At 52.6% G+C, this 17,607-nt stretch carries 19 protein-coding genes; 7 read left to right on the forward strand and 12 right to left on the reverse strand.

The window, feature by feature from the left end; translation table 11 throughout:
• The first annotated feature begins 250 nt into the window (after positions 1-250).
• The 4 genes from ACO0LG_RS17405 to ACO0LG_RS17420 all read left to right on the forward strand — a co-directional run bounded on the left by ACO0LG_RS17405 (position 251) and on the right by ACO0LG_RS17420 (position 4,185).
• Complete coding sequence (locus ACO0LG_RS17405; protein WP_423028582.1) at positions 251-1,129, forward strand: HlyC/CorC family transporter; 879 nt, start codon at positions 251-253, stop codon at positions 1,127-1,129.
• A gap of 16 nt (positions 1,130-1,145) precedes the next feature.
• Positions 1,146-2,696, forward strand: coding sequence for an apolipoprotein N-acyltransferase (gene lnt / locus ACO0LG_RS17410; RefSeq protein WP_423028584.1), 1,551 nt, complete (start codon positions 1,146-1,148; stop codon positions 2,694-2,696).
• A 161-nt stretch (positions 2,697-2,857) separates the two neighbouring features.
• The gene (locus ACO0LG_RS17415; RefSeq protein WP_423028586.1) at positions 2,858-3,598 is read left to right on the forward strand and encodes an alpha/beta hydrolase; all 741 of its coding nucleotides are present in this window, start codon (positions 2,858-2,860) and stop codon (positions 3,596-3,598) included.
• 41 nt (positions 3,599-3,639) lie between these two features.
• Positions 3,640-4,185 (forward strand): hypothetical protein, encoded by a 546-nt coding sequence (locus ACO0LG_RS17420; protein ID WP_423028588.1) that lies wholly within the window; start codon positions 3,640-3,642, stop codon positions 4,183-4,185.
• 225 nt (positions 4,186-4,410) lie between these two features.
• Here the strand turns inward: ACO0LG_RS17420 and ACO0LG_RS17425 are convergent, their stop codons facing one another.
• The 6 genes from ACO0LG_RS17425 to ACO0LG_RS17450 all read right to left on the reverse strand — a co-directional run bounded on the left by ACO0LG_RS17425 (position 4,411) and on the right by ACO0LG_RS17450 (position 8,795).
• Positions 4,411-5,028: a hypothetical protein gene (locus ACO0LG_RS17425; protein WP_423028590.1), complete on the reverse strand. Its 618-nt coding sequence runs from the start codon at positions 5,026-5,028 to the stop codon at positions 4,411-4,413.
• A gap of 244 nt (positions 5,029-5,272) precedes the next feature.
• Entirely contained in the window at positions 5,273-5,650 is a 378-nt protein-coding gene (locus ACO0LG_RS17430) for a hypothetical protein (RefSeq protein ID WP_423028592.1), read from the reverse strand.
• 106 nt (positions 5,651-5,756) lie between these two features.
• The gene (locus ACO0LG_RS17435; RefSeq protein ID WP_423028594.1) at positions 5,757-7,073 is read right to left on the reverse strand and encodes an amidohydrolase family protein; all 1,317 of its coding nucleotides are present in this window, start codon (positions 7,071-7,073) and stop codon (positions 5,757-5,759) included.
• Positions 7,074-7,178: 105 nt separating this feature from the next.
• Positions 7,179-7,508, reverse strand: a complete 330-nt coding sequence (locus tag ACO0LG_RS17440) for a DHCW motif cupin fold protein (RefSeq protein WP_423028595.1) — start codon at positions 7,506-7,508, stop codon at positions 7,179-7,181.
• A gap of 24 nt (positions 7,509-7,532) precedes the next feature.
• A complete protein-coding gene (locus ACO0LG_RS17445) occupies positions 7,533-8,174 on the reverse strand; it encodes a Vat family streptogramin A O-acetyltransferase (RefSeq protein ID WP_423028597.1) in 642 nt (213 codons plus the stop codon).
• Between the two features lie 27 nt (positions 8,175-8,201).
• Entirely contained in the window at positions 8,202-8,795 is a 594-nt protein-coding gene (locus tag ACO0LG_RS17450) for a hypothetical protein (protein WP_423028599.1), read from the reverse strand.
• Positions 8,796-9,154: 359 nt separating this feature from the next.
• Between ACO0LG_RS17450 and ACO0LG_RS17455 the strand changes: the two genes are divergently transcribed.
• Positions 9,155-10,903: a DUF4214 domain-containing protein gene (locus ACO0LG_RS17455; RefSeq protein ID WP_423028601.1), complete on the forward strand. Its 1,749-nt coding sequence runs from the start codon at positions 9,155-9,157 to the stop codon at positions 10,901-10,903.
• Positions 10,904-10,960: 57 nt separating this feature from the next.
• Here the strand turns inward: ACO0LG_RS17455 and ACO0LG_RS17460 are convergent, their stop codons facing one another.
• Together ACO0LG_RS17460 and ACO0LG_RS17465 are read right to left on the reverse strand one after the other, a co-directional pair.
• Entirely contained in the window at positions 10,961-11,542 is a 582-nt protein-coding gene (locus tag ACO0LG_RS17460) for an RDD family protein (RefSeq protein ID WP_423028603.1), read from the reverse strand.
• A 152-nt stretch (positions 11,543-11,694) separates the two neighbouring features.
• Positions 11,695-11,892 (reverse strand): hypothetical protein, encoded by a 198-nt coding sequence (locus tag ACO0LG_RS17465; protein WP_423028605.1) that lies wholly within the window; start codon positions 11,890-11,892, stop codon positions 11,695-11,697.
• Between the two features lie 305 nt (positions 11,893-12,197).
• On the opposite strand from ACO0LG_RS17465, the gene ACO0LG_RS17470 reads away from it, so the two are divergent.
• Entirely contained in the window at positions 12,198-14,159 is a 1,962-nt protein-coding gene (locus ACO0LG_RS17470; RefSeq protein ID WP_423028607.1) for a methyl-accepting chemotaxis protein, read from the forward strand.
• A 104-nt stretch (positions 14,160-14,263) separates the two neighbouring features.
• On the opposite strand, the gene ACO0LG_RS17475 is transcribed toward ACO0LG_RS17470, so the two are convergent.
• The gene (locus ACO0LG_RS17475; protein ID WP_423028609.1) at positions 14,264-15,070 is read right to left on the reverse strand and encodes an alpha/beta fold hydrolase; all 807 of its coding nucleotides are present in this window, start codon (positions 15,068-15,070) and stop codon (positions 14,264-14,266) included.
• 460 nt (positions 15,071-15,530) lie between these two features.
• Here ACO0LG_RS17475 and ACO0LG_RS17480 point away from each other — a divergent pair, with 460 nt between their 5' ends.
• The gene (locus tag ACO0LG_RS17480) at positions 15,531-15,839 is read left to right on the forward strand and encodes a hypothetical protein (RefSeq protein ID WP_423028611.1); all 309 of its coding nucleotides are present in this window, start codon (positions 15,531-15,533) and stop codon (positions 15,837-15,839) included.
• Here ACO0LG_RS17480 and ACO0LG_RS17485 read toward each other — a convergent pair.
• From ACO0LG_RS17485 to ACO0LG_RS17495, 3 genes are read right to left on the reverse strand one after another with little or no spacing between them, the layout of a single operon-like run.
• The gene (locus tag ACO0LG_RS17485; RefSeq protein ID WP_423028613.1) at positions 15,823-16,311 is read right to left on the reverse strand and encodes a hypothetical protein; all 489 of its coding nucleotides are present in this window, start codon (positions 16,309-16,311) and stop codon (positions 15,823-15,825) included. The two genes, ACO0LG_RS17480 and ACO0LG_RS17485, sit on opposite strands and share 17 nt — an antisense overlap.
• Before the next feature lie 47 nt (positions 16,312-16,358).
• A complete protein-coding gene (locus ACO0LG_RS17490; protein WP_423028615.1) occupies positions 16,359-16,742 on the reverse strand; it encodes a lysozyme inhibitor LprI family protein in 384 nt (127 codons plus the stop codon).
• Positions 16,743-16,776: 34 nt separating this feature from the next.
• On the reverse strand, positions 16,777-17,328 hold the full coding sequence (locus ACO0LG_RS17495) for an O-acetyl-ADP-ribose deacetylase (RefSeq protein ID WP_423028617.1): 552 nt from the start codon (positions 17,326-17,328) through the stop codon (positions 16,777-16,779).
• Positions 17,329-17,607 lie beyond the last annotated feature (279 nt).

Genomic DNA, 17,607 nt, shown 5'->3' on the forward strand with positions numbered 1-17,607 from the left:
TATTGTCATTGAATTAATTGATGTTTTTGTACCACGGCAACCAGTTGGTCAGCCGCCAGGTGTACGTAAAACGTGGCGGACAGCCATACCGCTAATATGACAGCGGGATGACAAATGGTGTTTTTTATGGGTTTTGGTCTGCGCTTGCGCATGTTTTGCTGTAGTTTTTGTAACTGCCCATGTCAAAATTTGGGAAACAGCCGCCATTTGTTGTATTCTGTAGGATTGAAACAACGGCGTTACGCCTATTATGCAAGAGCACTCTAGTAAGGTCAGACCATCTGACCTTAAACCCCACAGGTCATTGTTTGAACGATTGACCGCCCTGATTTCTCCTGAACCTGAAAACCGCGCAGAGTTGCTTGAAGTATTGCACGACGCGCAAGAACGCAACCTCATCGACGCTGATGCATTGGCAATGATAGAAGGCGTGTTCCAGGTATCCGACTTGTGCGCACGCGATATCATGGTGCCGCGCGCGCAAATGGACGTCATCGACATTTCCAACCCCATAGAAGAATGGATGCCAGAAGTGCTGGAGACAGCGCATTCCCGCTTTCCTGCTGTCGATGGTGACCGTGACAAGGTGGTTGGTATCCTGCTGGCCAAGGATTTGCTACGCTACTACGCCTCAGACGCCTTTGACGTGCGTGACATGCTGCGCCCTGTCATCTATATCCCTGAATCCAAGCGCCTGAACATTTTGCTGCGCGATTTTCGTGCCAACCGCAATCATATTGCCATGGTGGTCGATGAATACGGCGGTGTCTCCGGCCTGATTACTATTGAAGACGTGCTCGAACAAATCGTCGGCGATATCGAAGATGAATACGATTTCGAGGAAGAGGAAGACAATATCCTGGCGCTGGAAAGCAAGGGTAATGGCAAGCGCTGGCGCATCAAGGGTCTGACTGACCTTGAACAGTTCAATAACACCCTGGGTACGACGCTAGGTTCTGACCATGCCGAGACCATAGGCGCTTATGTGGCTGATTACATGGGCGAGTTGCCGCATATGGGCGATGAATTCTCCATAGGCAACCTCTACTTTGAAGTCTTGCGTGCCGATGCGCGTGAAGTGCAGATGCTGCTGGTAGAGCAGCGACCCACCGTGCGGCCCGATGATTAAGGCTGTGCGGTCTTTATTGTCTTCCCTTTCTGTACGTTCATCCTTCCTGCTGGCCCTGGTGGCAGGGGGGCTGAATGTATTGTCGTTTGCTCCCTTCCATTTCTGGCCTGTACAGATACTCAGCCTGGCACTCTTGTTCAGTCAGGTTTTGCGTGAAGGCGATGCCGCCATCAGCCGCAAGCGCGCAGGCTGGCTGGCCTGGGCCTATGGCCTTGGCTGGCTGACTGCCAGCACCAGCTGGCTGGTGTATGCGATGACGGTGTTTGGCGGTTTGCCCGGTGTCTTGTCTCTGCTGGCGTTGATGTTCTTGACCGGGGCGCTGTCCATTTACCTGGCGGCGGCTGCCTGGGGCACACGCTGGCTGCAACAACGCTGGAAGAATTCTGCCACCGTCGCTGGCCTGCTGGTCTTGCCTGCTTTGTTCACCGTGGCTGAATGGTTGCGTATCTGCTTTCTGACTGGCTTCCCCTGGACTATCTCAGGCTATGCCCATACTCATAGCCCGCTCGCTGGTTTTGCGCCTGTCATCGGCGTGCTTGGCCTGTGCTGGATCAATGCCCTGCTGGCCGGAGCGCTCGCCCTGTTACTGGTAAGCACTGGCGGACGCCAGCAAAAAATAGCGCTGCCTGCCTTGATCGTGCTGGTATTTGCCGCTGGCTTTGGCCTGCAGCAAATCAGCTGGACCAGGCCACAAGGCCAGCCCATACAGGTGCGCCTGTTACAGGGCAATGTCGCGCAAGACATGAAGTTCAGCCAGGAATACCTGAACGACTCGCTGGCGCTGTACCACGACATGATTACGCAAACCCCGGCTGATCTTATCGTCACACCAGAGACAGCCTTGCCTATGCTGACTTCGCAATTGCCGCCCGACTATCTGCCCATCCTTAATACCTTTGCCCAGGACAGTGCCAGTACCGTCATCCTCGGCGTTGGCGTGCATGATGGTGGCGACAAATATTCAAACAGCGTACTTGGCATGTCGCGCCAGTATGCCCAGCCCTACCGTTACGACAAACACCATCTCGTACCTTTTGGCGAATTCATCCCGTTGGGCTTTCGCTGGTTTGTGAGCATGATGTCCATCCCCATGGGCGAGTTCTCCACCTCCGGCCCGATACAACCCGCGATGAAAGTCGCAGGTCAGTGGGTCATGCCAAATATCTGCTATGAAGATTTGTTCGGTGAAGAAATTGCCGCGCAACTGTCAGCCCAGCACGCTGCAGGCCAGCCGGTTGCCAGCATCTTGCTGAACGCATCCAACCTGGCCTGGTATGGCAACTCCTTCGCCATCCCTCAGCATTTGCAGATATCCCAAATGCGCGTACTCGAAACCGGCCGCCCCATGCTGCGTGCAACCAACACCGGTGCCACCGCAGTTATCGTGCCCGGTGGCGTGGTAGAACAGTTATTGCCCGAGAATACCCGCGCCGTGCTGGCTGCAAATGTGCAGGGCTATACCGGCATGACGCCTTACATCCTCATCGGCAACCTCGGTGCTCTGGGTATTTGTGTGCTGGGAATCTTGCTGGCGTTTGTGTTGGGACGCAGGGCAAAAAATAGATAGCTTGTAGCATTCACGTAGGAGCGGCTTCAGTCGCGAACAAATGACGGATAGTGTCCATTGTTCGCGGCTGAAGCCGCTCCTACAGAGAATGACAGCCAGTGGCAGGTACAATGAGCGCACAACACATTTCCCGTTCTACGTAAATCATTGCAGGAACCACTATGACAGAAGATCTCTCCATCCTGACCCGCAAAGGCACTCCACCTGACCACAACCTGATCTATGGCAGTCATGCCGACCAGGTAGCCGACATACGTTATGGCAGTGACGGTGCGCGACGTCCATTGCTCATGCTGATACATGGCGGTTTCTGGAAACCAGAATATGACAGGCAGCATACCGAGGCCATGTCCAGCGCACTGGCCGCTGAAGGCTGGACGGTAGTCACACCAGAATATCGCCGCATCCCCGGCAATCCCGACGCCAGCCTCGAAGATATCGCCAGCGCGATAGAAATGCTGCCACACCAGGTGGCGCGACACAACGGCAAGATCCTATTGGCCGGGCATTCTGCCGGTGGACATCTCGTGCTGTGGGCCGCCATCAAATGTGCCACGCCCGCACTCGCCGGTGTACTTGCCCTGGCACCTGCCGCTGACCTGCGCATGGCCCATGATTTGAAACTGGGTGATGGTGCAGTGTTGAAGTTTCTAGGCAAGAATCCGGCTGAACGCCCGGATGCCGACCCCATGCAATTACCCGCACCCGCTGTGCCAGTGACCGTGCTACAAGGCAGCCTCGATAAAGTTGTGCCACCGGTTGTGCCTGAAGCTTATTGCAAGGTTTTCCCCAAAACGCAATTGGTATTGCTGCCTGACGCCGGGCATTTTGCTGTGATTGATCCACAAAGTAATGCCTGGCCTGCTGTGTTATCGGCTTTGCGTGGATTGTCGGAAGTGTAAAAAATCATAGTCGAATTCCGCGACTGTCAGGGTAATTGGGATTGTGGCGGCAATATTGGGTAACAAAAAAGAGAGAGGGAAATATTGGCAAACGCAATAAAAAGATATGTCTGGATGTGGCAGGATTCGGGTTTATATTTTATTCGCCGTTCTCTACAGAATTCATTCAGCATGGTGAAGACTATTTTGAAACAACTTTTTCTGATCCAGCCGTAGTTGAAAAACAAGCGACTGAAGGTCGAATTGTTGGTGTAAGCACTGGGACGCCTGGTCGCTTCTTTCTTGAGATATTCAAAGGTTACCCGGAACAAACTACTTTAGAGCGGCACATCTTTAAGCTAAGGCTGGGTGTAGAAGTGCGTGATCGTACTTTGTGCATCAGAGATCTTTTTGATTTATTGAACTGGGATGCAGAGTGTCCTCGTGAGCAGATGATCGATATTGATGATGGTTTCTATCATCTGACCTTGCTCAGTAACGAACCAGAATCAGGCGTGCTGGGAGATGATCAAGTTGTTCAACTCTATCTTCAGGAGTTACCAGAGATGCCAAGACTTAAATACTCGGGTGTTCCTACTTTATGTTAGCCAATTCAATAATCGAAAATGGCAGGAAAAGAGGTTCAGTCAGGTAGATACGATTAGCGCAAGCATAATGGTCTATTTATCTCAGATACTCTAAAAAGCGTGATACTTATTTTGTTGAATTCAGCAGGGCAATGCGCCGGATTTTTTTGTGAGAAATTAAATGGCAGTGGGTTTTTCCGGCGCGCAGCATGAGTCCGATTACTTGTGGCTACACCTACCTACTGGCTACTTGGTATTATAGGTAGCAATCGCTGTTCTAAAATGAACATTGGGCGTCTCAAAACACAGATTATCAGTATCGCTTGATCCGCCAATCATCGGACTGACTATTGGTGCGTAGTGCATTCCAGTTCGCAGAGGGCCAAGCCTATTGAGCGCGGCTGCAAATCGTTGCTCATCCAGAAGCGCATATTTATCGCTTAAAACACGGGAAAAAAGATCTGCCCCATTGTCTGTGATGGTAAAAGCTTCGAACGTATCTACACAAAAAAGTACATACAAAGCACGTTCACCATCCCACCTGAATCCTAATTGATCACCAAAGCAGGTTTCTGCAAAAAAAACAGGCCCGCCATTTTGAGGTGCCGGGTGCACAGCCTGCCAAAAATCTTTCTTATTCCATTCTTGGAATGAGTCTCTGGCCAGCAAATTTGTGCCATCCCCGTAAACATATAAAATCCTGTCTCCAAGATATCCAGCACCAACGCAATCCCAAAAGGCGACAACTTCTGCTGGCACGCTTACACCCAAGTTTTTTTCGACAAATTTAACTAGCACAGATACATCAATAATATTTTTTACGCCGCCTTCAGATGGAAATGTCAAAGAAAATTTTTCAAACATAATGGTCGGTAGGTGGAACGAAGTGATTTGATTTTCTAGAAATAGGCTGTGCAGATAAGATTAACGTAACGCAATCATACGCATGTCTATTCACATCAGATACATTGACTAAGTGTGATGTCCACTTCGCCGAATTCAATTTATGCTATTTATTGCGGCTAAGTATGCTTGGTGGGAGCGCCACGATTATGGTCATGTCCAACCAAGCCTATCTCGGCGACTTATTGTGTCACCTCGACATTTCTTACTTATTCCCCTGCACCATCTGCGCATCAATATCTGCCAGACATTCGATGCCACGCTGGGTAATCGTCATCTTGCCAGTCTCGGCATTAACTTCCACATGCGCCTTCTTGCCCAAGAAGGTGGCTACCGGGCCGGGCAGGGTGGTGTCCGGGTCATTGGCAATGGCGCGCAGGCCGTCTATGCATTGTTTGATGAACAGGGTTTGCCTGCCTGCATCGGTCAGTTCCAGCGTGCCGTCTTTGCGGTAAGTCATGAGCTTGATGCCGCACAGGCGCTTGGCGTTGCGGCTGATGCAGGCATTTGGTTTAGTGTTGCGCGGCAGCTTGCTTAATTGCTCCAGTGCGTCGTATTCATCTATGCTGAGTTTTTGATTCATTGCTGCTTTCTAAAAAAGAGATGCAAATTAAAATGAAGAATCACAGTTTGTGTTTTTCTTCTGATCTTTTCTGCATCTCTGTGCCTCGGTGTTGAGAGGTCTTGACTTAAAAAAATGACTTGTAAACCTTGCCGCTCTTCATGACGAAATTTACTTTCGTCAGGCTCGTGACATCCGCCAGCGGGTCTGCATCAACGGCGATGATGTCGGCAAACTTGCCGACCTTGATGCTGCCGATTTTTTCTTTCAAACCCAGCAAATCGGCGGCACTGATGGTGGCTGCCTGTATGGCCTGCATGGGTGTCATGCCGTACTTGACCATGTAATAAAATTGCTTGCCATTGTCACCATGCGGATAGACACCCGCGTCTGAACCAAAGGCCATGCGGGCACCGCCTTGCAGGGCTGCGCGGAAATTATCACGCTGTTTTTGGCCTATCTCTTTTTCCTTGGCGAGGGATTCTGGCAAAAAGCCTGCTTTTTCGCCTTCACCAAGAATATAGTCGTCATTATAAATGTCCATGACCAGCCATGTGCCATGTTCTTTGGCGAGTTTGATGCCTTCTTCATCAATCAGGCTGCTGTGCTCGACAGAATCGACCCCTGCGCGGATGGCGTCAGCAATACCGCTGGCACCATGGGCATGGGCAGCGACCTTGCGGCCCAGCTTGTGGGCTTCCTGCACGATGGCCTGCATTTCTTCGAGCGTATATTGCTGGGCTCCAGGGGAGTCGCCTTTGGAGAGTACGCCGCCAGTGGCACAGATTTTGATGACATCGGCACCATACTTGGCCATTTCACGCACCTTGGTGCGCGCAGCCCAGGGGCCGTCGGCCACGCCCTTGCCGGTGTCATTGTAGTCGGGCGGCAGCAGGTTATTGTCGCAATGGCCACCCTTGATGCCTATTGCATAACCAGCCGCCATGATGCGCGGACCGGGGAAGTCGCCATCATTGATGGCATCGCGCAGGGCAACGTCAGAAAAACCTTCAGAACCTACGTCGCGCACGGTGGTGAAACCGGCGCGCAGGGTATCGCGTGCGGCCCGTACGCCATACAGGGCGGAGCGTATCGTCGATGTTCCCAAGGAGCTGTAGCCATGCAGGTGCGGGTTGCTGGTCAGGTGGGTGTGCGCATCGATGAGGCCAGGCAAGACGGTCGATTTGGACAGGTCGATGAGTTTGGCAGAGGCAGGAACAGGTGTGCTCGCGATGGGGCTGATGGCAATAATGCGCTCGCCTTCGATGACGATGAGCTGGTCACGCAAGACCTTGCCACTTTCAACATCAAGCAGGCGGCCTGCCTTGATGGCGACAATCTCTTTGGCCTGCTCTGCTGTTGCTGCCTGTACTACCGGGCTGCTGGCGAGCATGAGGCTGCACAGCATGCTGCTGAACAAGGTGGGGGCGAGGTTTTTATTCATTATTGTTCCCTATGGTGTTTTTATAGATGGAATTTATCCTGCTGGCGACTATACCATGCGGGACATGCAGGGCAGGCTGGATAGCGCATCGCAAGGCCCCTGCGCTTAATCGACGATGAACAGCTTTGCCCCGCTTGCCGTCGATGAGCGATGTGCCTCTGCGCCGTCAGCCACCTGGTAACTCATGCCTGCCTTCAGTGTCAGCACGCGGCCATCGTCTAGCTCGGTGTGCATTTCACCTTCGAGGCAGAGCAGGATATGCCCCTTGCTGCACCAGTGGTCAGCAAGGTAACCAGCTGTGTATTCAACCATGCGTACACGGATATCGCCAAACTTGCAGGTACGCCAATAGGCTTTGCCAGTGATGCCGGGATGTTCGGTTTTTTCTATGGCAGACCAGTCTGTTCTGCCAAAGGGAATGTCAGTAATTTTCATAGATGGATAAAAAAATGGACGCGGCTATTCAGCCAGGGCGCTGGCTTTGAGTGCGCCTACATCGCCAGCAATGATCACGCTGATGTAGTGGCTGATTTTTTCTACCGGCCATTCCCACCAGGCGATCTGCTCCAGGGTATCGATGACATCATCGCTAAAGCGCTGGCGTATCGGTTTGGCTGGATTGCCACCGACGATGGTGTAGGCAGGCACATCGGCGACTACTACGGAGCGCGAAGAGATGATGGCGCCATTGCCTATCTTCACACCCGGCATGATGAGGGCTTCATACCCTATCCAGACATCGTTACCGATGATGGTGTCACCCTTGTAGGGCAGAGACTCAAGATCCATCGGTGTTTTCTCCCAGCCATTGCCAAAAATCTGGAAAGGGTAGGTGGAGATGCCTGTCATATGATGGTTTGCCCCGTTCATGATGAACTTGACACCCCGCGCCAGCGCACAGAATTTGCCGATGATGAGCTTGTCACCAATGAAGGGGAAATGGTAGAGCACATTGCGCTCGAAATTCTCTGCATCTTCCGGGTCATCATAATAGGTGAAGTCACCGATGATGATATGGGGATTGCTGACCGTATTCTGGATATAGCAAACCTGCGGGAAGCCCGGCATGGGCTGAGGGTTTTTGGGATCGGGTCCGTGCATAAAATTCAGTGTCGGTTCAGTGCTGTCTCAGTGTTGTATGTCATCCAGCAAGCGATGCAGGGCCGCAGTCATGGCCTTGATCGAGCCCTGCATATCCCATTCATCATTATCGACATTGACGAAGTTGGATATCGCCCGCAATTCCAGGAAAGGCTGGTCTTCCTGCAGGCAGGTATAGAAGAAGGCTGCACCTTCCATGTTTTCAAGGTCGACGAATTCTGTATCGACATAGTGGGCCATGGCAGCGTTCAGGGACATGCTGCGTGCCCGGGCGAACTCTGTGCCTGCCGGGATGAAAGGGCAACTGAGTGTATGGCGGCGCTCAAATTCCATGTCTATTGGCAGGTGGGCGAGGTGGGTAAAACCATCGGGCGTGAAAAAGCCGAGGTCGCCCTCGACTTCGCTTTCTACCAGTGCCACATCGCCGACCTTGAAGCTGGAATGGGGATAAGCTCCGGCGATGCCTGCCATGATGAGCATGTCGGGTTCGTATTCATAGATTGCCCGCAGTGTCGCATGGGCAGTCGCAGTGAGCCCTACGCCAGAGACGATGGTGATGATGCCTTCGCGCTGGAACAAGGCGGCTTCTGTCTGGGTAGGGAAGAGGACAGCTATTTTCATGATGACTTGCTTTCTGCTTTTTTGCTACCGGGCCTGGGCTGACTAGTGAATGACTTGCAGGATGTTTTGTATTTTATCAATTACACGCGCGGAAAATAGGAACTGGCGGGTTTTTTAATGCCTGTTGTATGAATTGCGTCGAAAATTTTTGGCATATACTGCATAAATAGGGGTTTTTCCGTCTGGCAAGAACCCTGAGTTTATCCGATTCGCATGATGGGATTGTGAACAACGCTGGATAGTTGGATAAAACACTGAAACTTTGAGAAAGTTTGCCGTAAAGTAGTGAACTACTAGTCCACCAGGGCATGTTTGCTGTTTCTCCATGATTATTTGCTGCAATAAGTGCAGGTGCAACGATGGCTAAAACCAATAAAGAATTCGTCACAGGCTTGTTCCAGATACTCTGGGACAAACAACCCGATCAACAGACGGTAGATTTGTATGCGTCCCGCCTTGATTCTGGTTTGCTCACCCGTGCCGGGGTGGAATACAGTTTTTTGATTGCGCCTGAGTATAGCCCGGTTGCCGAGCAGATCGTGCGGCTTTACCTCGCAGCCTTCAACCGCATACCGGATACCGATGGTTTTACCTTCTGGATGGGCGTGCACAGGAATGGCGGCAGCAATAGCCAGATTGCCCAGGTGTTTGCGCAATCAGAGGAGTTTGTCAGCAAATACGGCGCAAACTTGTCCAATAGCCAGTTTCTCGACCTGATTTACCAGAATGTGCTTGGCCGCGGCGCCGATGCCGCAGGCCGCGATTACTGGGTAGGGCAAATGACCAACGGCATGGCGCGTGGTGAAATCGTCAACCAGTTTGCCCAGTCGCAAGAATTCAAGATAGCCGCCTCGACCAAGGTGTATGCCAGCGTGGTGTATACCACCCTGATAGGACGCATGCCAACGGCGGCTGAGGCTGCTGCGGCCCCTACCAATGTTGAGCAACTGGTCTTGAAAGTGGCGCAGGCGTCTGAAGTGACTCCCACCATAGGCAGCATCAGTTATTCAGCCCCGGCATTTGTCGAGCAGCAGCTCAATGATGGCAGTATCACCAGCAGCATTATCCTCACCCTGGCTGGCGACACCTTCAAGGGTAATGTCGGCACATCCCTGGGCAAAATCACCAATATACCCACAGGCCTGACCGGCACCCTGGTCAAGACGACCGATACCACCGCGACTTTGACCCTGAGCGGCAAGGCCACGGCCAATGCCAGTATCAACAATGTCACGAACCTGACGGTGACGCTGGACAATACCTCTTTCACTGGTGGCAAAGTTGTCAATATCATCAATGCAGTCAAGTCTGATCTGCAGATCAATTACATCGATATCCCGCTCAATGAAACCAATCACCTGCTTAGCGGCAAGGGCGCGCTAACCACGCCGCTTGTCGTGGATCTGGGACAGGATCTGCTGACGCTGGACGGCAAGCCGCTGGCCTTGCTCAGTGGGGATATCAAGAAGGTCGATTATGTCGATCTGAGCCTGATTGCCGCGCCTGCCAGCAGCACTGGCACGACGACCGGCTCGTCCGCAGGCAAGGTGACGGTGACCACTACCATCAAGGGGGATGAAGCGAATAATTTGCTGATAGGCTCGAATTACGCGAATTTCTTCACTGGCGGTGGCGGTATCGACACCATGCAGGGTGGCATCGGGGTTGATACCTATGCTTTTGGCATTACCCCGGTTGCCAACGGTGTCGATACCATCACCAATTTCACCATAGGCAAGGGGGGGGATGTATTGAATTTCTCCGCCTTCCTGAACAAGACCGGCACCACCAAGATTGCCGCAGTCAATGCGGCAGCCACTACGCCAAAAGCCTGGGTAAACGGCGATGTGCTGACGGTACAGGGCAATGCGCTGGACACGACAAAGATTGCTGCTCTGTTTGGTGCAGGCAAGGCCTTCACTGGCCCCACTGTTGCCAGCAAGATGGTCATCATTACTGCCGACATCATAGGCGATGCCAGCATCTGGTATGTGATCAACCAGCTGGATGTCAACAACATCACGCCGGATGAAGTTGTGCTGGTAGGGATATTGAAGAATGTAAATAACCTGAGCCTGGTTGGCTTTGATGTGACGAATTTTTTGTGATGCGTAGAGAGATCTCACAGAGTGATGTGACCGGGAGGCGGCCAGTAAGGTAGCCGCTTATTCCTTGACTACCCTGGTACCCGCCAGCATATCACCGAGGCGCAGTCGCTTGCCGCCGAGCGCGAACAACCAGTCAACCACCGTCAATGCCAGGATATTGCGCACAAAGGATTGCGTCAGGTTGCAGGGCTGCTCAGTGTCACGCTGCAGCACACGTATGCCCATGATGCGCTTGCCCAGGCTTTGTCCGTCAAAGCCATCCTTGAACAAGAGGTAAAGCACCCACAATATCATGATCGCGCGGTTGGTCTGCTTGAACAGATTGGGCAGGGCGACGGTGATCAGCAAACCCACCATGGCCAGCAGCAGAGCGATGCCTATCACATCAATAAGCTGGGCGGCCAGGCGATGTGACATATAGGCCAGCTTGTCATCAGCAGGTTTTTGCTGCTCGGCACTTTTCAGGTATTGCTGGCGGTGTTCCCTGAAGGCATTGATATCTACACCGCGTACGGAGAGTATCGATTCCACCGCAGCATATTCATGCTCAGCCAGATCAGGCTTGATACCCAGGGCGAGCAAATCCCCCGTCTCTCTTGACGCATAGCTGTCATGCAATGGTGTGAGTAGTGCATTCATTCTTGCAATTCAAAACCCAGGATAGGGGATGCCATGACTAAGCATAGCGTATTCAACAGACAAGTTTTGCCAAAAATTGTTGCAACATATTACGGCGCGAGATGAAACTGCAATAGCTCGTCAATAAGTACACGTATTGGCGCACAAATAAGTCAAAAATAAGACAACAAATCAGGCATGTGCAAACGCAGCGTGCCCGCGAGAAGCTGAAGATACCAGTCACCGGGCCAGAAATCAAAACCTTGCAGATAGCCTGTCATGTGCAAAGTAATGGCAATATGATTACTTGTTGCTGTGCGGCAGCGATGCGACTCGCCAGAATACGCCTGCGCCCATAGGTAAAACAACATGCATGCAAATATTTAACAATTGCGTCCAGCCCATTGATATTAATCATATTAATTGTCGGCAACGTCGTCAATTTGCAACTAAATGGGGAGACTACTGCCCAGCCGTGCAGATGCAAGTGACCACCATGTTCTTCTCAATTCCATGGTCGTTGCAATTAGTTAACATGATTCCCGAAAAAATGATTTCCAGTCTGGCTATAACAGCAGGCCGGGTTTGCCAGATGACTGCATGACAAAATCAGTGCTATGCTGCAAGAGCTGTTGCCACTGAATATCCCGTCTTTTGTCATCACTGGAGAACCGGTATGTTTTTTTCGTCGCTACGCAGGAAGCTCATCAGCATCTGTGTGTCCATCGTTGTGATCGCCATGCTGGCCATGGTGGTGGCAAATTTCTTTACCACGCGTTCGCGCACCATGGATGCACTCAACAGCCAGTTACTGCAACTGTCTGAAAGCCATGCCACAGCCATTACCGAATGGGTCAAGTCCAAGCAGGCAGCAGTCGCCTCGCTGAAGCTGGCGGCAGAATTGCCCGAACCCCTGGGCGCACTCAAGGCGGGTGAGCAGGCCGGTGTGTTTGACATGGCCTATATAGGCTTTGCCGACAAGCATGCGGTATTCTCGCAAGACCGCAAACGCGCGGCCGACTATGACCCTACCGCACGCCCCTGGTATATCAAGGCCAGCGAAGCAGGTGGCCCCATCATTACCGCGCCCTATATCGGTGCCAGCACCGGCAAACTGGTGGTGACCTTTGCCGACCCCATAGGCGCTAAGGGCAGCATTACCGCCGTGGCCGCCGCCGATGTCATGCTTGACGTAGTGACCAGCAATGTAGGCTCGATCAAACCTACGCCTGCCAGCTTTGCGTTTTTGCTGGATGGCAGCGGCAAGATCATTGCCCACCCGAATGAGAAGCTGACACTGAAACCGCTCAGTGAGCTTGATGCCAGCCTGACCACCCAGGTCTTGAATGCGACCGAAGCATCCAAGACCAGCAGCACCGTGCACCTGAACGGGCGCGAGGGCATGCTGTTCGTGACCAAAATCGCTGGCACTGACTGGCTACTGGCAACCGTGTTGGACAGGGCAGAGGCCACCCAGGCACTGACCGCCATGCTGAGCGCCTCTGCCGTTACCGCCATCATCGTGGTGGCCCTCGCCGCTCTGGTATTGACAGCACTGGTAGCCCAGGCCCTGAAAAAACTGGAGCTGGTACGCGATGCCATGGCAGACATTGCAACTGGCGAAGGTGACCTGACCCGCCGCCTGGCTGCTGATGGCAAGGACGAACTGGCACAGATCAGCGAGGCCTTCAACCGCTTTGTCGATAAGATTGCGGCGGTGTTGATAGATATACGCGCCACCAGCGGCTCGGTCAGGCTGGCCTCCGGCGAGATTGCAGCGGGCAATGCTGACCTGTCTGCCCGCACTGAAAGCCAAGCCAGCTCACTTGAAGAAACCGCTTCTTCGATGGAAGAATTGACCTCTACCGTCAGGCAAAATGCGGACAATGCACGCCAGGCCAATCAACTGGCTGCGTCTGCTGCCAATGTGGCAGGCAAGGGAGGTGAAGTGGTCTCGCAAGTCGTGACGACCATGGTGTCGATCAAGGACAGTTCACGCAAGATAGTCGATATCATCAGCGTCATTGACGGCATCGCCTTCCAGACCAATATCCTGGCGTTGAATGCAGCAGTAGAAGCGGCGCGTGCTGGCGAGCAGGGGCGTGGTTTTGCGGTGGTCGCATCTGAGGTGCGCAACCTGGCGCAACGCTCAGCTACGGCTGCCAAAGAAATCAAAACGCTGATCGATGACTCGGTAGGCAAGGTTGATTCCGGCGCACGCCTGGTCGATGAAGCGGGCCAGACCATGGGCGAGATTGTCACCTCGGTCAAGCAGGTTGCCGACATCATGAGTGAGATTACTGCCGCCAGCCAGGAACAAAGCTCAGGCATAGAAGAAGTCAACCGCGCCGTGACCCAAATGGACGAAATGACGCAGCAAAACGCCGCACTGGTAGAAGAAGCCGCCGCTGCTGCTGAGAGCCTGCAAGAGCAGGCAGAACATCTGTCGAAAATCATCAGCATGTTCAAGCTCGACGATGCGCAGAAAGCCGCCAGCAAACCGCTGGCCAGTTCATCAAGAGTTGTCACTGGGGCAAAACCCGCCAACAGGTCTGTCACTGCTGTCACCAGGCCAGCGGCAAGGGTAGCTGTACCCAAGGCAGCGAGTAAGCCAGGTGAGGAGTGGGATGAGTTTTAGGCGACGGTGTCGAGTAATGGTTGCAGCAGGCACTCATGCATGAGTATTGCTGAGTACCTGCATGAGAATCTGCATAGCTGTGTGCTGCGGCCACGCTGCTGAATTTACCTTAAGCTGGCAAGGAACTGGCAGACTCTTTTTATCACCCAGTCTTCCTGTTCCCTGTGCGGCACATGTTGTGCACCAGCGATGATCTCCAGTTGTGCAGGGCCAGTTGTCAGCCCTGCAATCTGCTCAGGGTGCACGCTTGATCCATATTCGTCATGCTCACCGTGCAGTACCAGGGCAGGGCATGTTACCTGCGGCAGCACATCTCGCAGTGACCAGTTGACGAAGGCGGGCGACAGCCAGGTATTGATCCATGAGTTCAATACCCATGTGGCCTTGTCGCCGTGGTAACGGCGCAGCCGGTCTAATGCGCCTGGGGCCTGGAACTGTACTTGCGCTTCGATAAGGCCAGCCCGCGTTTTGTCTTCGACCAGGGCCTGTGCAGACTCGGTGATCAGGGCATCGCACATATCTGCGTAAAGGGCTGCAAAATGCACTGCCATACCTCCACCGACGCTATGCCCCATGACCACGAAGTGCTCAAAGCCAAAGCAGGTTTGCAGAAGAGGCAAGGACGTTGCGGCTTCTTGCGCAATAAAATCCAGGCTCAGCACTTCATCACGCGCATCCGATTGTCCAAAGCCCAGTCTGTCGTAAGCGATAACTTGTCTGCCGCTGTGCTCAGCCAGCAGGGCAGGGAATGTGCGCCATAAAGCTACGCAGCCCAGGGAATCATGCAGTAGCAAAATCGGCGGCTTGTTGTCATGGTCCTCAGTGTTTGTCGGTTGCCAGCTAAAGGCATACAGCTGGCCTGCTTCGGTGCTTATCCAGTGCTCAGTTGATCTTATTTTTTCATCTCTCATTATTGGTGATCTTTCATGCCTCAGACGTTGCCACACAATCGACCGGGCTAGTGATCAAATTGCTTAGTCTGCTGTCTGGATGATAGCAGCAAGGGCAGGCGGGCAAATTGGGAATGTATAATTGTAGCCATGCAGGCAAATTGATTTTGCCGGACCACGAACACATGCTACGCGCCATTTAGAACTCATTTCATCAATAGGGTAAGATGCGTTTGCCTCATAACGTGGGCTGGTAAGGCGGACGAGGCAGTCAATAGCTTTGCCTATTGACAACGAGTCCTGCGCTGTCCAGCACACGTTATGAGGCAAACCCTTCGGGAACTGACGATTTGGGCGCATTGCTGCGTTGCACCGCTTGCAAAGGCGGACGCCTTAGCTGCGGGTCACGCCTTGCACTGCATCCCAAATCGTCTTGTTCGCACTCATCCTATTGATGAAATGAGTTCTAGCTAATTCAAATATGCTCAAACGCCATATTTGCCCGCAATGCCGTGCTGATTTGCAGTTGACCTCGCCCATGTTGACCAGACATCGCTGGTATAAACTGGTCCGGCGGGTGAGCTATGACTGCCCGTCTTGTCAAGCTGTGCTTGAGCGACGCTTCAGTGACATTGATATGGGCTTTGCTTCAGCATTGTCCCTGGGCATGGCTGGTGCTCTGTGGGGGCCGGGCAAACCTTTATTGCTGGTGGTCGTCTTGGCTTTTGGCCTTAGGTTGATTGCAGGGCGCCTTTGCTCTGTGTACATACTCGCTAAAAAGCAGGGATAGGACATTCTGTTGTGCTGCTGTCGGCCGGTGGCAACCCGGCAGGCGTGCATAGCTCCCTGCGTATCTCCAGGGCCATCGCACCTGCACCCCTGCCCGTGCCGCGATTGTGTTCGTGAACATTGGTCTGTGCAATCACATCAAGCCAGACTTCTATGGAGTTGATTAGCTGGTGTTGCTGGCTAGTTTCAATTTCAAACTCGATGAATTTTTCTTGCTGGCTCAATATTGTGCCCATCAGCGTGTCCGGTATCCCCGGTACATCAAAATCGAGATCAATGATGATGCTATTATTGCCCCAGTCTATACCGTGGGCAAGCCCGGCATCATGCAAGGCCTCGGGAAGTGCATGTGCTCGCCAATAGGTGGCTGTGGTTTTCAAGCCATATTCGCTTAATCGGTTTTGCTCCTGGACATTGCGCTGTCTCTTTTTGCTTAAGTGAACAATGTCGGCGGGCGTGTCAATCTTGTTCATCACTGTATCATCACAGAGTTGCAGTGCGACACTGGCGCGCAGAGGTTTTAATTCTTTTCATACTCTTCCAGATCCTTGATACGCCGCTCAGTATGGGTTTGCATGCAGCTGATGGACATCACGCCGCGTATGGTGCCTGCAATGTGGTACTGATAGACGGCATTGCAATCCGCCTCACGGAATTTGATCCACGCGCGCTGGGCTTCTATGAGCGTGGTCTTGGATGCCTTGTCAAGATCACCGTCAGCAATCTGTTTGTCGAGGAACTTCATCACGCGCTGATAGACGGTATTGAGTTTTGCTTCCACTTTCTTTTGTTCTATGGATGCGCATTCATTGATTTCAAGCGTGTTGGATGCCTTGCTGCAATCCAGTGCCAGGGCCAACTGGCTGGCACAGGCCAGGGTAATCAAGCAGATGAGGTAACGCATGGGTTCAGCCTTATTGGTTGTGGTCAGTATATTTTCATGGTGCCGTGTTTGCTGGTTCAGCCGATTCAGCCGATTCAGCAGATTCAGTTAATACGGCCTCATAAATCTTGAGGTCACTGTCCGAGAAGCAACAGAAAATCACTTCCTGTAGCAAGGGGTAGTCTGTCAGCGCCGAGCGTACATAGCTTACCGCAATGCGGGCAGCCTGTTCTATGGGGTAGCCATAAATACCAGTGCTGATGCTGGGGAAAGCGATACTGGTCAGTTGTTTTTCTGCTGCGATGCGCATGGCGTTGTAATAGCACGAGGCTAGCAGACCAGCTTCACCGTTGGTGCCGTTGCGCCAGACCGGGCCCACGGTGTGGATGATGTGCTTGGCTTGCAGGTGATAGGCTTTGGTGATCTTGGCCTCGCCAGTCTTGCAACCACCGAGCAAACGGCATTCGTGCACCAGTTCAGGCCCGGCGGCACGGTGGATAGCCCCATCAACGCCGCCACCACCCAGCAGGGAAGAGTTGGCGGCATTGACGATGGCATCGACTTGCAGTTTGGTGATGTCGGCACGGATGGCGAGGATGTGTGGCATGGATGGAATGACTGAATCAAAAATAAGTGTCAAGATATCATGAAAACAGCTTGCTGTTATCAAGCTGTTTTTTCTATGTAAGAGGGCGGGGCTCTATCATTTTCATGGCATTTTGCAATCGTTGACTTGCAAAATAGCAATGGTCTAATATGCTTGAAAGAGGTAAAACAATGACATCTTGCTTCATCAGACACGAATGTGAAGGTGAAAAGCAAGTAAGGGGTTGGGATAGGTAGTTTTCCTGTATTAACCCCGGCTCTGCAGTGCCTATGACAAAAA

Origin of the sequence: Undibacterium sp. Ji42W, assembly GCF_049340405.1 — a bacterium.
In the GTDB taxonomy this organism is placed as follows: Bacteria; Pseudomonadota; Gammaproteobacteria; order Burkholderiales; family Burkholderiaceae_D; genus Undibacterium.

What these genes read in the sequence shown, in the direction of transcription:
- ACO0LG_RS17485 (WP_423028613.1), bottom strand. Translation starts at nt 16,311, where the DNA reads ATGAACAAGATTGACACGCCCGCCGACATTGTTCACTTAAGCAAAAAG.
- ACO0LG_RS17415 (WP_423028586.1), top strand. Translation starts at nt 2,858, where the DNA reads ATGACAGAAGATCTCTCCATCCTGACCCGCAAAGGCACTCCACCTGAC.
- ACO0LG_RS17425 (WP_423028590.1), bottom strand. Translation starts at nt 5,028, where the DNA reads ATGTTTGAAAAATTTTCTTTGACATTTCCATCTGAAGGCGGCGTAAAA.
- ACO0LG_RS17475 (WP_423028609.1), bottom strand. Translation starts at nt 15,070, where the DNA reads ATGAGAGATGAAAAAATAAGATCAACTGAGCACTGGATAAGCACCGAA.
- ACO0LG_RS17430 (WP_423028592.1), bottom strand. Translation starts at nt 5,650, where the DNA reads ATGAATCAAAAACTCAGCATAGATGAATACGACGCACTGGAGCAATTA.
- ACO0LG_RS17460 (WP_423028603.1), bottom strand. Translation starts at nt 11,542, where the DNA reads ATGAATGCACTACTCACACCATTGCATGACAGCTATGCGTCAAGAGAG.
- ACO0LG_RS17440 (WP_423028595.1), bottom strand. Translation starts at nt 7,508, where the DNA reads ATGAAAATTACTGACATTCCCTTTGGCAGAACAGACTGGTCTGCCATA.
- ACO0LG_RS17465 (WP_423028605.1), bottom strand. Translation starts at nt 11,892, where the DNA reads ATGTTGTTTTACCTATGGGCGCAGGCGTATTCTGGCGAGTCGCATCGC.
- ACO0LG_RS17470 (WP_423028607.1), top strand. Translation starts at nt 12,198, where the DNA reads ATGTTTTTTTCGTCGCTACGCAGGAAGCTCATCAGCATCTGTGTGTCC.
- ACO0LG_RS17435 (WP_423028594.1), bottom strand. Translation starts at nt 7,073, where the DNA reads ATGAATAAAAACCTCGCCCCCACCTTGTTCAGCAGCATGCTGTGCAGC.
- ACO0LG_RS17490 (WP_423028615.1), bottom strand. Translation starts at nt 16,742, where the DNA reads ATGCGTTACCTCATCTGCTTGATTACCCTGGCCTGTGCCAGCCAGTTG.
- ACO0LG_RS17455 (WP_423028601.1), top strand. Translation starts at nt 9,155, where the DNA reads ATGGCTAAAACCAATAAAGAATTCGTCACAGGCTTGTTCCAGATACTC.
- ACO0LG_RS17405 (WP_423028582.1), top strand. Translation starts at nt 251, where the DNA reads ATGCAAGAGCACTCTAGTAAGGTCAGACCATCTGACCTTAAACCCCAC.
- ACO0LG_RS17445 (WP_423028597.1), bottom strand. Translation starts at nt 8,174, where the DNA reads ATGCACGGACCCGATCCCAAAAACCCTCAGCCCATGCCGGGCTTCCCG.
- ACO0LG_RS17450 (WP_423028599.1), bottom strand. Translation starts at nt 8,795, where the DNA reads ATGAAAATAGCTGTCCTCTTCCCTACCCAGACAGAAGCCGCCTTGTTC.
- ACO0LG_RS17480 (WP_423028611.1), top strand. Translation starts at nt 15,531, where the DNA reads ATGCTCAAACGCCATATTTGCCCGCAATGCCGTGCTGATTTGCAGTTG.
- ACO0LG_RS17495 (WP_423028617.1), bottom strand. Translation starts at nt 17,328, where the DNA reads ATGCCACACATCCTCGCCATCCGTGCCGACATCACCAAACTGCAAGTC.